The organism is Nostoc sp. CHAB 5715 (genome assembly GCF_020829685.1).
Taxonomy (GTDB): Bacteria; Cyanobacteriota; Cyanobacteriia; order Cyanobacteriales; family Nostocaceae; genus Nostoc.
In genome coordinates this window covers 1-13,851 of record NZ_JAIVFR010000057.1, presented here as the reverse complement: position 1 = coordinate 13,851, position 13,851 = coordinate 1, and the positions used below count along the sequence as shown (strand labels likewise).

13 protein-coding genes and 1 pseudogene are annotated in these 13,851 nt (G+C 43.4%); 9 read left to right on the top strand and 5 right to left on the bottom strand.

Annotation, left to right across the window (positions count from 1 at the left end; translation table 11 throughout):
* Positions 1-270: 270 nt before the first annotated feature.
* From LC574_RS05270 to LC574_RS05255, 4 genes and pseudogenes are all read left to right on the top strand, one after another.
* A complete protein-coding gene (locus LC574_RS05270) occupies positions 271-1,308 on the top strand; it encodes a helix-hairpin-helix domain-containing protein (RefSeq protein ID WP_229451829.1) in 1,038 nt (345 codons plus the stop codon).
* A gap of 182 nt (positions 1,309-1,490) precedes the next feature.
* Entirely contained in the window at positions 1,491-1,925 is a 435-nt protein-coding gene (locus LC574_RS05265; protein WP_229451828.1) for a bacterioferritin, read from the top strand.
* 147 nt (positions 1,926-2,072) lie between these two features.
* Positions 2,073-2,348 (top strand): annotated as a pseudogene (locus LC574_RS05260) (FTR1 family protein); the annotation flags it as partial.
* A gap of 53 nt (positions 2,349-2,401) precedes the next feature.
* Positions 2,402-2,839: a hypothetical protein gene (locus LC574_RS05255; protein WP_229451827.1), complete on the top strand. Its 438-nt coding sequence runs from the start codon at positions 2,402-2,404 to the stop codon at positions 2,837-2,839.
* Between the two features lie 185 nt (positions 2,840-3,024).
* Here the strand turns inward: LC574_RS05255 and LC574_RS05250 are convergent, their stop codons facing one another.
* Positions 3,025-3,960 carry an ABC transporter substrate-binding protein gene (locus LC574_RS05250; RefSeq protein WP_229451826.1) on the bottom strand — a complete coding sequence of 312 codons (936 nt, stop codon included), beginning with the start codon at positions 3,958-3,960 and terminating at the stop codon, positions 3,025-3,027.
* A gap of 411 nt (positions 3,961-4,371) precedes the next feature.
* Between LC574_RS05250 and LC574_RS05245 the strand changes: the two genes are divergently transcribed.
* The gene (locus LC574_RS05245) at positions 4,372-5,871 is read left to right on the top strand and encodes a family 10 glycosylhydrolase (RefSeq protein ID WP_229451825.1); all 1,500 of its coding nucleotides are present in this window, start codon (positions 4,372-4,374) and stop codon (positions 5,869-5,871) included.
* A gap of 102 nt (positions 5,872-5,973) precedes the next feature.
* On the top strand, positions 5,974-8,592 hold the full coding sequence (locus tag LC574_RS05240; RefSeq protein ID WP_229451824.1) for a WD40 repeat domain-containing protein: 2,619 nt from the start codon (positions 5,974-5,976) through the stop codon (positions 8,590-8,592).
* Positions 8,593-8,707: 115 nt separating this feature from the next.
* On the opposite strand, the gene LC574_RS05235 is transcribed toward LC574_RS05240, so the two are convergent.
* Positions 8,708-9,310: a molybdenum cofactor guanylyltransferase gene (locus LC574_RS05235; RefSeq protein WP_229451823.1), complete on the bottom strand. Its 603-nt coding sequence runs from the start codon at positions 9,308-9,310 to the stop codon at positions 8,708-8,710.
* A gap of 93 nt (positions 9,311-9,403) precedes the next feature.
* Between LC574_RS05235 and LC574_RS05230 the strand changes: the two genes are divergently transcribed.
* Positions 9,404-9,625: a hypothetical protein gene (locus LC574_RS05230; RefSeq protein WP_229451822.1), complete on the top strand. Its 222-nt coding sequence runs from the start codon at positions 9,404-9,406 to the stop codon at positions 9,623-9,625.
* Positions 9,622-10,044 carry a type II toxin-antitoxin system VapC family toxin gene (locus tag LC574_RS05225; RefSeq protein WP_229451821.1) on the top strand — a complete coding sequence of 141 codons (423 nt, stop codon included), beginning with the start codon at positions 9,622-9,624 and terminating at the stop codon, positions 10,042-10,044. The genes LC574_RS05230 and LC574_RS05225 overlap by 4 nt, the downstream gene beginning before the upstream one ends.
* A 102-nt stretch (positions 10,045-10,146) precedes the next feature.
* On the opposite strand, the gene LC574_RS05220 is transcribed toward LC574_RS05225, so the two are convergent.
* From LC574_RS05220 to LC574_RS37790, 3 genes are all read right to left on the bottom strand, one after another.
* Positions 10,147-12,201, bottom strand: coding sequence for a thioredoxin domain-containing protein (locus LC574_RS05220; protein WP_229451820.1), 2,055 nt, complete (start codon positions 12,199-12,201; stop codon positions 10,147-10,149).
* Between the two features lie 140 nt (positions 12,202-12,341).
* Positions 12,342-12,497 (bottom strand): hypothetical protein, encoded by a 156-nt coding sequence (locus LC574_RS05215; RefSeq protein ID WP_196528580.1) that lies wholly within the window; start codon positions 12,495-12,497, stop codon positions 12,342-12,344.
* Positions 12,498-12,632: 135 nt separating this feature from the next.
* Complete coding sequence (locus LC574_RS37790; RefSeq protein ID WP_267871421.1) at positions 12,633-12,764, bottom strand: hypothetical protein; 132 nt, start codon at positions 12,762-12,764, stop codon at positions 12,633-12,635.
* A 199-nt stretch (positions 12,765-12,963) separates the two neighbouring features.
* Between LC574_RS37790 and clpP the strand changes: the two genes are divergently transcribed.
* The gene (gene clpP / locus LC574_RS05210) at positions 12,964-13,575 is read left to right on the top strand and encodes an ATP-dependent Clp endopeptidase proteolytic subunit ClpP (protein WP_229451819.1); all 612 of its coding nucleotides are present in this window, start codon (positions 12,964-12,966) and stop codon (positions 13,573-13,575) included.
* Positions 13,576-13,851 lie beyond the last annotated feature (276 nt).

Here is a 13,851-nt window from a genome sequence, read left to right as displayed (position 1 = left end):
TCCATCCCCATCAGGATGCGATCGCAGAAAACGGTTGCATGGGTCAATTTGAAGTACTTGCTGAAAGCAACTCTCAAAATTCTGTTAAAAAGTCCTGACAATATTATTAGTAATTCGTAATTAATTCATTAAATTTTTAGATAAATAGTTGATAAAAAATCTCATTATATGCGACAGTAAATATCTATGACAATGTGTCAAACAAACTACTTTCTAGTAATAGTTTGAAATATTTCAATGAATACCTTTTTAGTTGTACAAGGATCAGAAATGATAAAACTTCGTTATATGTGTTTAACAGCAGCAGCAGCCTTAATAGTTACATTGAGTTCCTGTAGTGGTACACCAACCGCAGAAAATCCATCAGCACCAGTTGCTAGTACTCCAGCTACAGAGGCAGTAAGTAGTAACAGTCACAGTGGCCACGGTGGCAAAGAAAAAATTAACATTAATAGCGCTATATTGTCAGAATTGGATAAGTTTGAAGCTAAACTAGGTGTTCCAGCTTTATCGAACAAAATCCAGGCAAATCGTCCCTATGGCAGCCCAGAAGATTTAGTTACTAAAAAAGTAATTACTCAAGAGCAGTTCGACCAAATTAAAGACCAGGTTGGTGTTCAAGAAGTGGTGCTCACAGGTGAGGCGAAAGATGTTGACTATATGTCTAAATTAGGCTTAATGAAAGGGCATCTTTTAGTAGCACAAGAACTTCTAGATCAGAATCAGCCGAAACAGGCAGAACCTCATATTGGACATCCAGTTGAGGAGATTTACGTTGATGTAGAAGACCAGCTAAATGAGCGCAAAGTCAAAGAATTTAAGACAACATTGATAAGTTTGCAAGACTTAGTGAAATCTAGTCCGAAAGATAGCAAAGTTAAAACTAATTTTGCTTCTTCAGTGCAAGCAGTTGATGCCGCGATCGCAGCTTTGCCAGCAGATCGACGCTCAAAACCAGGATTTGTGCTACAGGTAATTAACGAACTACTAGATGCAGCTAACTCAGAATATGGCGCTGCGATCGCAAATGATAAAATAACCGCGCCAATTGAGTATCAAGACTCCCGTGGTTTTGTGGTTTACGCCAATGATTTATACAAAGGAATTTCTAGTCAAGTAGCTCAAGCAGATCCCGAAGCAGACAAAGCGATCAATACTAGTTTCGCTGAACTCATAAAAGTTTGGCCTGCTGCCATCCCACCAGCAAAAGCAGTCAAAACACCTAGTGATGTTACCAAGCTAGTGAAAACCATTGAGGAAAACTCTCAAAAAGTGGTTGACAAATCCAATACCCAAGCACAGCGATAACATTTTGTTTTAATGGGAAGCAGATGGTAAGGAGTTTAAAATAGTTAGGAGTTATGAATTATGAGTTAAGAGTTAGGAGTTATGAATCCCGATCTACTAACTCCTAACTTCCAACTCCTCACTCCTAACTCCTAACTTCCAACTCCTAACTCATGAAAATTCGTTACTTGAACTAACAACTGATGCAAGAACTTGATCAGAAAAAGACCATTGATCTGCTGAACGCCATCATGGAATTTGAACTAGCAGGGGTAGTGCGCTATACACATTATTCTTTGATGGTGACTGGCCCTAACCGTATTCCAATCGTGGCTTTTTTCAAAGCACAGGCAAGTGAATCTTTACTTCATGCCCAACAAGTAGGAGAAATTCTCACCGGTTTAGATGGGCATCCCTCCCTGAAAATTGCCCAAATGGAAGAAACCTATCAGCATAAAGTCAAGGATATCTTGGCAGAAAGCTTATCTCATGAAAAAAAGGCATTGGAACTGTATAAAAATCTGCTCGAAACTGTCACCAATGCCAGCATTTATCTGGAAGAATTCGCTCGCGGTATGATTGGGCAAGAAGAGATGCATAATCTCGAACTGAAAAAGATGTTACGCGATTTTAGTTAATAGTCATTAGTCCTTAGTCATTAGTCATTAGTCAAAAATAAATTCAAATGACAAATGACAAATGACAAAGCGCAAAGTCTGAGCGCCGGAAACCGGCGCTCAGAACTTTGTAAGAGAGGACAAAGGACAAAAAACAAAGGATAAAAGATGGATTTTAGTACTGCTCTACCTACTTTTGTAATCACACTCCGAGAAGGAGTAGAAGCTGCCCTTGTTGTTGGGATTGTGCTAGCTTTGCTCCAAAAAGCTAAACAATCCCGGCTCAACTCTTGGGTATATGCTGGTGTCGGCGTTGGTATTGTTGTCAGTGCCTTAATAGGCGTGCTATTCAGTTGGATAATTCAAATATTGGGAGCAGCGAATCCTCAATACACCTCCGTAGTTGAGCCAGGGTTGGAAGGTGTGTTTAGTGTCTTAGCGATCGGCAGTTGTCACCAACACGAAGTAACCAAAGCTGCCCTAGAGCGGATTAGGCAATGAGCAAAATTTTTATATTAAATTCCTTACTGTTGCTTTCTCAAATACCCAATCCAGAAGCAAAATTTTTAGATTTAAAAAATAAATTAGAAAAAAAAGGGTTTCAGGTAATCATTGCACTACCACCAAAGCGAGGAGCTTATGGGTTACTAAGAGAAGCTGACAAAAAAATTTGGATTAATCCCGTAGTGTTTGAGTTACATATTGGGACTCAAACACTAATCCATGAAACTGTTCATGCAGCGCAGGTATGTGCCGGAAAAGGAAAAATAAAAACTTTAGGCTTAGACATTCAACCAAGCAATTATGCTAGACCATTTTTTAGACGCTATACCGATGTCAAACGACAAGATTTAGAAAGAGAAGCCTATGCAGTACAAACTCAACCTAATAGTTTTGAATTAGCTGTATCTCTTCTTCAACAACACTGTAAATAGCTATAGCAATCCGATTTGATTCCTGAATTACTCGTAGAGACTGGGGACTGGGGACTGGGAAGAAGGAATAAAGGTGTACTGAGTTTTTTTCAAAAATCAAATATGAGTCCTATAGTTTTTAGAGTTGTTGGTAAAGCTAAACTAAATGCATCCTTGATTGACTGCGAGGTTCTCCCATTATTGAGCTAAGTACCTTGCGCTACAAACAACGCTTGCTTAAGCTGCTGACAAGTTTTTTCAATTGCATCTATACTACCTGGATTTACCAGACCATAATAATCAAACACATAGACTCGGTTATTTTTAGTTGCTTGCAGTTGTTGCCAAAAAGCTTCCTTTTTCAGCGAATCTAAAAGCGCTGCTTCCGAATTACCTTGTGGGGGATTAACCAAAATTATCACCTCTGGATTGGCTTCTAAAACCTTCTCAGCCGAAAGCGTCACATAGCCACCAATTGGACTTTTACCTTGTAAATCTGCTGCTATATTTTTCGCCTGGAATTTCGCCAGCAAATCCCCTGCCCAACTATTTTTATTCGGCGCTAAAATTGGTTGACGACTAACCAGCGCTAGAGTAGAAAAACCCTGAGTTGGCTTTTCTGGCAAGAAAGTTTTGTAACGATTTAACAAAGGCTGAGGATCAGCGTCAATTGATTTAGCAAGTGTTTTAGTAAGTTCTTCTAAAGATTCCCAGTTATTCACCTTAGTAAGAAAGGTCGGAATTCCTAGCTGCTGAAGTTTTTGAATTGGGATGTTAGAAAAACCTTCTGCACCAATAACTAAATCTGGTTTTAGCGCTACTACTTTTTCTAAATTTGGCGGACTTTGCCCTTCACTAACACGGGGAATATCCTTAAATCTTGAGTCATTCTTAAATAATTTACTACCAGTGATTCCGACAATTTTTGTTTGATCGAGTCGAGAGATAATGTCAGCAGAAAGAGAAGAAAGAGCAATAACTCTTTTTGCTGATCCTTTTGGTAATTGCTGAGAATTTGTGTTTGTCGTCTCAGTAGGGATTGTGATTTTTGTTTGTGGCTGCTGAGTGGTTGCAGTCGTGCAAGCAGCTAAAAGTATACTCATCAAAAGTGCTAAAGCAGATAAAAGCCAACGACGATGCATATTAAAATTCCTTTTGGGTTAAGAATGGTATAAGCAGATTTTCACTAACTAAGGTACAGGCAGAATCAACTTAATAACAGACTAAGCTTAGTTGTGTATTCAGATGTTTTATACTGCCCTATATGTGTTTATGTATTTATCAAAAAATGCAGCAACACAAACAAGCCTTTGGTAGTCTTAAAAAAATAGGTTTAAAAACCCCTGTCAACGAAGAGGCAGGGGGAAGGGGGCTTTTTAGCTGGGGGAAATGACCCCAACATCGAGCCGTGGAGCAGAGCGGAACATGTTTTTACGTCCCCCACTTCTCCACCAGTGGCTCAAGTGAGGGTGGGGTCGAATCCCAATTCTGTTCTATCCCCCTTGCTCCCTGCTCCCCTGCTTCTTCTTCAATGCGTCCATCTACTGCTAGATATGTCTAACCATCCCTTGAACGTTGCAAGATCAACATTATTTTGGCGGCGTCTATTCGCTATTGTTTTCACTAGTAGTTCGTTGCTCCCCAGCTTGGGAAGCGAACCAGCAAGGGCGCAAGTAACCCAGTATTGTCAATTATCATCAACGGCGGCACAAGAAAAAGAAAATTTACGTTTGTCAGCCCTCAAAGGCAAACCAGATGCCCAAACCCGCTATCAAAACATGCTACAAGAACAGGCACAGGAATTACACGAGTGCCGCACGCGGACTTGGCCGCAAATCCAAGCCATTTGGTTGCGCTTGTATCCCTGTGACATTCAGCCAGGAATAATTGACCAGATTATGGATCGGATTGTCAACCGTGGCTACAACCAAGTTTATTTAGAAGTATTTTACGACGGGCAGGCATTATTGCCAGCAAAAGCTAACCCGACGGTTTGGCCTTCTGTAATTCGCACCCCAGGAGCAAAAAACGCCGATTTACTCGCCACAGCAATTAAAAAAGGTCGGCAACGCGGTTTAAAGGTTTACGCTTGGATGTTTACGACCAATTTCGGCTATACTTACGCCCAGCGCCGAGATAGAGAAAGTGCGATCGCTCGTAATGGCAAAGGTCAAACGAGCCTATATGTAGTAGATAACGGCTCTCAAGTATTTATCGACCCCTACAACTTGCAAGCAAAACGCGACTACTACCAATTAGTAAAAGAAGTTTTGCGCCGTCGCCCAGATGGCTTGCTATTAGACTATGTGCGCTATCCCCGACAAGCAGGAAGTGATTCCATCGCCACCAAAGTTTCAGATTTATGGCTATTTAGTCCTGCAATTCAAGAAGCTTTATTTAAACGGGCACTAAATTACAAAGGGCTGGACTTGATTCGGCGCTTTTTGAGTAAGGGATTCGTCGGCGCCGGAGATATAGCAGAAGTTGATAACCTTTATCCCCAAGAAGGCGAACCCCTGTGGCAAGGACGCATTCCCCGATCAGCGCAAAAGTCAATCCTGTCTGCAACCGATAGACAACCGCTTTTACAATGGGAATTGTGGCAGCTTGCCGTTGCCCACGCCATGCAAGGAATTTTAGATTTTGTCACCATAGCCAGTTATCCAGCAAAACAGCAAAATATTCCCACAGGAGTGGTGTTTTTCCCTGACGGCAACCAAACTGTAGGACAAGGGTATGATTCCCGTTTGCAACCTTGGGATCGGTTCCCCACTACATTGCAGTGGCATCCTATGGCTTATGGGAATTGCGGTAATGCCAGTTGTATTGTGACACAAGTGCAACGAGTTTTGAGTATGGCAAAACCGGGTACGCAGATAATCCCTGCTTTAGCAGGCAAATGGGGAGAATCCGTTAGTAATCGTCCATCCCTAGAAGGGCAAATGCAGGCACTTCGCAAATACGCCCCCCAACTGAAGGGAGTTAGCCATTTTGCCTATTCTTGGCAATATCCTGAGAGTGATAACGATCGCAAATTTTGTCGTACTCGGTAAACAGCAGATACTAAATATCCACATCGTAAGACTTCTAAAAAACTTTTTGGTTTACTGATTGTCAAATTCATGTTGTCAACTACAAATTATTGAGGATTAACTATGGAACCTGTTTCTATGATTATTGCGGCTTTAGGTGCTGGTGCGATCGCTGCTACTAAAGATACCGCAGGAACAGCTGTTAAAGATGCCTATCAGGGGTTAAAAACCTTGATTAAGAAGAGATTTGAAAGTGAACCAAAAGCAGAAATGGTTCTGGAAGAACACGAAACAGATCCTGAAACCTATGAAGCACCACTTAAAAAGAAATTAGCGGAAGCTGGTGCTGATAAAGATGCAGAAATTATTAAGTTAGCGCAGGAGTTGCTGAAACAGTTAAAACCTGAAGAGTCAGCAGCAGGTAAATATAATACAGTGTTTCAAGGAGAAGTTAAGGGCGCTCAGGTGGGCGATCGCAACACACAAGAACCAGAAAACTTAATTGATGAGCAAGAATTTATTGAACAGAGTATCCAAGAACGTAATCGCAACACACAAGCCGAAGCAGCTCGCAGAAAGCGCAAAATCAGAACCGCCTGGGGGATTGCGGCTGGTTCTTTGGTGGCGATGGTAATTAGCGGTGGATTGAGTTTGACGGCATCGAATCAGAAAAACCAATCGGAACTCAATCAAGCCGAATCTCTTGGTCGATATTCTTTGTCTCTATTTAATGAACATAAACAATTAGAGGCTTTTGTCCAAGCAATCAAGGCGGGAAAAATTCTGCAAAGCCAACATACAACTAACCCAGAGGTAATGAATGCCTTGCAGGTAAGTTTAGGAGGAGAACGCAACCGCACCCTCAAGGGACATAAGAACTATGTCTATAGCGTCAGTTTTAGCCCCGACGGCAAGAAATTGGCTTCTGGCAGTTGGGACAAGACGATCAAACTCTGGAATCTAGAGACAGGAAAGCAAATCCGCACCCTCACCGGGCATAATGGGCGTGTCTATAGCGTCAGTTTTAGTCCCGACGGTAAGACATTGGCTTCTGGCAGTGTTGACAAGACGATCAAACTCTGGAATCTAGAGACAGGAAAACAAATCCGCACCCTCACCGGGCATAATTACGGTGTCGATAGCGTCAGTTTTAGCCCCGACGGTAAGACATTGGCTTCTGGCAGTTGGGACAAGACGATCAAACTCTGGAATCTAGAGACAGGAAAGCAAATCCGCACCCTCAAGGGGCATAATGACGGTGTCGATAGCGTCAGTTTTAGCCCCGACGGTAAGACATTGGCTTCTGGCAGTTCGGACAAGACGATCAAACTCTGGAATCTAGAGACAGGAAAGCAAATCCGCACCCTCACCGGGCATAATGGGCGTGTCTATAGCGTCAGTTTTAGCCCCGACGGCAAGACATTGGCTTCTGGCAGTTCTGACAGCACGATCAAACTCTGGAATCTAGAGACAGGAAAGGAAATCCGCACCTTCACCGAGTATAATGAGTTTAGCTCTGTCACAAGCGTCAGTTTTAGCCCCGACGGTAAGACATTGGCTTCTGGCAATTATTTCAGCAAGATCAAACTCTGGAATCTAGAGACAGGAAAGCAAATCCGCATCCTCAAGGGGCATGATAGCTATGTCATGAGCGTCAGTTTTAGCCCCGACGGCAAGACATTGGCTTCTGGCAGTTGGGACAAGACGATCAAACTCTGGAATCTAGAGACAGGAAAGGAAATCCGCACCCTCAACGGAGATTATAGGATTGTCACAAGCGTCAGTTTCAGCCCCGACGGCAAGACATTGGCTTCTGGCAGTTATGACAGCACGAGCAAACTCTGGAATCTAGAGACAGGAAACGAAATCCGCACCCTCAAGGGACATAATAACGTTGTCTATAGCGTCAGTTTTAGCCCCGATGGCAAGATATTGGCTTCTGGCAGTTCGGACACCACGATCAAACTCTGGAATCCAGAGACAGGAAAGCAAATCCGCACCCTCACCGGGCATAATAACGTTGTTGTCTATAGCGTCAGTTTTAGCCCCGACGGCAAGAAATTGGCTTCTGGCAGTTGGGACAAGACGATCAAACTCTGGAATCTAGAGACAGGAAAGGAAATCCGCACCCTCACCGGGCATAATAACTATGTCTATAGCGTCAGTTTTAGCCCCGACGGTAAGACATTGGCTTCTGGCAGTTCGGACAAGACGATCAAACTCTGGAATCTAGAGACAGGAAAGGAAATCCGCACCCTCACCGGGCATAATGACGGTGTCACAAGCGTCAGTTTTAGCCCCGACGGTAAGACATTGGCTTCTGGCAGTTCGGACAAGACGATCAAACTCTGGAATCTAGAGACAGGAAAGGAAATCCGCACCCTCAAGGGGCATGATGGCTATGTCTATAGCGTCAGTTTTAGCCCCGACGGCAAGACATTGGCTTCTGGCAGTTGGGACAAGACGATCAAACTCTGGAATCTAGAGACAGGAAAGGAAATCCGCACCCTCAAGGGGCATGATAGCTATGTCATGAGCGTCAGTTTTAGCCCCGACGGCAAGACATTGGCTTCTGGCAGTGTTGACAACACGATCAAACTCTGGAATCTTCCAGATTTTGAGTTAGATTCTTTAATGGGGAGCAGTTGTGATTGGGTGCGGAATTATTTACAAAATAATCCTAATGCAAATGTTAGCGAGAGTGACAGGCACTTGTGCGATGGTATTGGCACGCAAAAATGAAACCAATTCGCAATTCGCAATGGGCAACTCTTGGAGACGCTAAAAGCGAACGCTCCGCTACGCTAACGCAATTCGCAATTAAATTTTTAACGTGCGCCTCTGTTGGAGACTAATGTTAACTTAAAGCCAAGTCTTCTGGTGTATTACAGTTAAACAGCATTTCTGATTCTGCTAAGGGCAAAACTTCTACAGGATATTGCCGAAGCCACTGCTGAAACGATCGCCCCCCTTGGTTGATAAACTCTAAAAGTTGTGGCAAACAGCGACGGCGATAGAAACCACATAGAGGTTCCCAACCTTTAGGATGATTAGCTAAAGCTGCGATCGCATTATCGCCCACGCTATCAAGTCTAGTTACCCAATCTTGCAACACCTCAACCCGCAACCTCGGCAAATCGCAAGCTAGCAACAGCACCCATTCTGTTTGCACTTCGGCTAGTCCTTGGGCAAACCCAACTAGAGGCCCGTGGGCGAGAGATTCTCCAGATAAAGGTACTTCCCGAATAAACTGACAACCAGGCAAAAGCAAATCTTGATAGCGTTCTGGCCAGGGAGTTACTACATAAACAGTATTGGCACAGCTTTGAGCAATGCTACAAACTCGCTGTAACAACGGCACTCCTTGAATGGGAATCAAGGCTTTATCCTGACCCATCCGAGAACTCTTACCGCCTGCTAATACAATGGCGGTTAATTTGCTACATGAGTTAATAGTCATTCGTCAAAAAAATAGAGGGTAAAAAACGAGTCAAACTAAATTAACCTCTGACGTTGAAAGTAGAATAAATTTATCTTCTACTTAAACCCGATCATGGCTATCCAAGAACTCGAACAACAACTCCTTCAGCTTTCCCCCAACGATAAACTGTACATCATCCAACTCCTTGCCCAAAGCCTGACTATACATAACACCCACCTAGATCAACCAAGCAAAATCTCAGAGTTTTTCCGTCAATCCCCCCTGGCTGAACTCACCGAAGAACTTGACCTTAGTCGAGATCGCACCCTTCCCCGCAATGCCTTCACTCCATGACTTATCTCCTTGATACCTGCCTGATTTCCGAACTTGTTGCCAAACAACCAAATCAACAAGTTTTAGATTGGCTAGATGCCCAAGTGCCAGAAAAACTTTACCTTAGCGTCATCACAATTGGCGAAATTGCTAAAGGTATCAGCAAAATTACTGCATCTAAGCGGAAAGAATCTCTAACAACTTGGGTGAATGAAACCCTGCCCAATCGCTTTCAACAAAGAATCTTAAATATAGATTTCTCAACAATGTTGTTGTGGGGAAATTTAGTTGGGCAACTAGAACAGAATGGGCGACCTCTACCTCTCATGGATTCTCTTATTGCAGCGATTGCAATTCATAACTATTTATCACTTGTTACCCGTAACGAAAAAGATTTTGCTGGGACAGGGGTTCTAATGGTTAATCCTTGGTCTGTTTAGGCATCATCACTATACGGGGTAAAATGAGCAACCGCGCAGAAAGTTGCGATCGGGACTGGATGACCTGCTGGTAACATTCTAGTTGGGAGAAATAAAACTATTTCACGCCCTCACCTGACTTTTCTGGACTTGCTGCAATAAATGCTCTACACTTTCTGCTGGTGCAAGACATTTCAAACCTTGGCAAACTAACCCAACACTTCCCTCTGGTAAATCAGATGTTATGGCAAACACAGCCGTTGGTAAAAACTTGGGGATCAGAGAGTTTATTTGCTTAGTGGTGCTGCGAATCAAGGTAGAATTACGATACCAATCCAACGCTGTAAATAAACTAGGACTTGCTTGGGGAGCGCGATGCATTACACTCCTAAAAGCTTTCAAACCAAGTTCCGCTAAATCCAAATAATCTAGATTATCAGTGAGTAGAGCGAGACGAACAAGGTTAGCGATCGCAATTCCATTAGCTGATGGTGTAGCATTATCAGCATAACTGCGCTCTCTTACAATTAAATCTTGACTAGAATCACTTGATGTGTTATAGTAACCACCTAACTCTACACTCCAAAGAAATTCGTTGAATTCATCTTGGATAGCGATCGCTTTTTCTAGCCATTGCTTATGCTCAGGGTTGGAAGCTTGTAAATCCAGGAGAGCTTTAATAAAAAAGGCGTAATCTTCAGACTGCGCTAAAACGGTTGGTTCTCCTTGATAGTTGAGTCGCTGAAAACGCCCATCTACAAACTGATTTTCCCAGATAAAATTCGCTGCTCGTGCTGCTAAGTCCAGATATAACGGTTCTTGGAAAACCCCAGCAGCCCTAGCTAGCCCAGAAATCATCAAGCTATTCCAAGCAACAATCATCTTCGTATCTGTCACTGAGGGAATGCGACCTGGCCAGTTAGTGGTTTTTGCTTCCTGGTTGTTACAAGCCGGGGGAAAAGTTTCTAAAGACTCAGAACTAACGCCATAACGAGCGGTAAACAGCTTGCTCAGAGCCGTTTCTACCGTTGCACTCAGTTGCCCAGAATAGCGCCTTTGTAAAACATTACGTCCTTCAAAGTTGCCGTTAGGTGTCACAGAAAATTGTTCTAATTCCTTTAGTTCTTCAGGAGTTAACAATTGTTGAAGCTCGTTGTAACTCCAGACGTAAAAGGCTCCTTCTTCTGGTTCTACTGCCGTGGGTTCAATGAAGCTGTCGGCATCTTGAGCAGCATAGAAGTAACCTTCAGGCGCGGTCATTTCCCGCTTCAGCCATTGTACAGTACCAGCAACCGCTCTCTCAAAGGCTGCTTCTTCTACTCCTGCACTCCATAAAGAAGCTAGATACTCCACAATCTGTCCATTGTCGTAGAGCATTTTTTCAAAGTGGGGTACTGTCCAAGTAGCGTCAACAGTATAGCGATGAAAGCCACCGCCTACATGGTCGTAAATGCCTCCCAGCGCTAAGTCTAATCCCCGTTGAGTACAAACTTGCTTGCCATCATAGCGAGATTCAAAATTAAATCGAGTTCCCCGCAGTGCTAATTCTGCATAGGGAATCATCGGAAAGCTATTACCAGATTGACTAGGAGTAATTATACCTGTGCTGGTTTCCCAACCTTGGCGGAGTAATTCACGGTCTTCAAGCTCATCTGTTGTACCATCTTGCAACACCGCAGACGTATGCAGCGACTCAATAATTAAAGCTTTGCGTTGCTGTAATTCTGCTTTTTCTGTATCGTAATAACGGCGAATTGCTTGCAACACCTGCAAAAATCCAGGACGACCATAGCGCGGGTCTACAGGGAAATAAGTACCAGCGTAAAACGGCACTAAATCTTCTGGGGAAAGAAATACGTTTAAAGGCCAACCCCCTTGACCACTCATCATCTGCAACGCTTGCATGTAGATGCTATCGAGGTCAGGTCTTTCTTCCCTGTCTACTTTGATGGGAAGATAATTAGCATTCATGTAGTGGGCGATCGCAATATCAGAAAAAGCCTCGCCTTCCATGACAGTACACCAGTGGCAACTAGAGTAGCCAATGGAGAGAAAAATCGGTTTATTTTGCGCCCTTGCAGTTGCAAGTGCTTCATCACACCAAGACCACCAATCAATCGGGTTTTCAGCGTGTTTGCGGAGATAGAGGCTCTTAGCTTCAGCAAGGCGATTAGTCATGATTAAATGCAAGTAGTTGCCTTCCTTGCTCAGTCTATCCTCTTCTCAAGAGTCTTAGCCTAGACGGCTATGTAGATAAGCAACAAATCCTACGAGCGAATTATCCCTTGGGTAAGACCTATGCAATTTGTGAAAAATTCTTACTGAAAAGATCGCAATAGCAAGCTAACAATATTTGGTGGCGTTTCTTGCACAGGTGATGCTGTCTTTGACTGAATTAAAGTATTTGGGCTAAGTCCTGCTATCAGGTGGAGCAAGAAGGTGATGATGGCGGCTTGTACAAGTTTTTCCAACATGGCACGTCTCTCTGGATGGATAGCATTTCCAATATGACTAGTTATTCTGAATACATTGAGTTTTATCGACTTACTGAATGTAACAAAAATAATTTGATATTTGCCGAGGTAAATCCTAAAAAAATGTTTAAATTGTTACATGATTAACATAATTCCTAAAGCTAATTGAATTTCGGTTATCAGTTTAATCACCACATCGCCAAAGTTGTCCAGCAAATGCCGAGATACGAGGTTGGCGATGATTGGAGTTTTTGATTTGTTCTTCATGGGATATTTTCTTAGACACCTTTTGCGGTTAAAAAGTGCCATAGGGAATTAAAATTATTGCAAAATCATCTTTTGTACTCTTTTTGGGCAAAAGAAAACGAGAAAGGTTTGATTTATCTGCTTGGGAACAGTAGAGATAAACCCCAGTTTAGTGCTGTCACCGATAAAATGTATTTAAAGTAGCCACAAACACGCTTCCATGATTCCTATCGTTATTGAACAATCGGGTCGAGGCGAACGCGCCTTTGACATCTACTCACGGCTGTTGCGTGAGCGCATCATCTTTTTGGGACAACAAGTTGACAACAACATTGCTAACTTGATTGTTGCCCAACTGCTGTATTTGGATGCCGAAGACTCGGAGAAAGACATTTATATGTACATCAATTCTCCCGGTGGTTCGGTGACGGCTGGTATGGGCATTTTTGACACTATGAAACACATTCGCCCTGATGTCTGTACAATTTGTACCGGATTAGCGGCGAGTATGGGCGCTTTCCTCCTCAGCGCAGGTACTAAGGGTAAGCGGATGAGTCTACCTCATTCTCGGATTATGATTCATCAACCTCTAGGCGGCGCTCAAGGACAGGCGACTGATATTGAAATTCAGGCGCGGGAGATTCTATACCACAAGCGGCGGCTAAATGACTATTTAGCTGAACATACAGGTCAACCAATTGAGCGGATTGCTGAGGATACTGAACGTGACTTTTTCATGTCACCAGAAGAAGCCAGAGAATACGGTTTGATTGACCAAGTGATTGACCGTCACGCTGCTGGTAGCCGTCCAGCAGTTGCTGTTCTTAATTAATAGTCACGATTGGTAAATGGTGATTTACCACTTTTAATTCAATACGCTTGGCTTTGTGGAAAATTTTAGGTTGGGTTAAGCAAAGCGCAACCCAACAAAGCCCCGAAAATGTTGGGTTACCCTCCGGGAAGCCGCCCTCCGGGCGTCTACGTTCCTCAAACGCCACTTGCTTCTCCCAAGGGGAGACGCTGCGCGAACAAGTCGGGAAACCGCAAGGGCGCAGTGGCTCCCCAACCTACACAATTTAAGGTTTTTGGCGCTAACCCAAGCGTATTG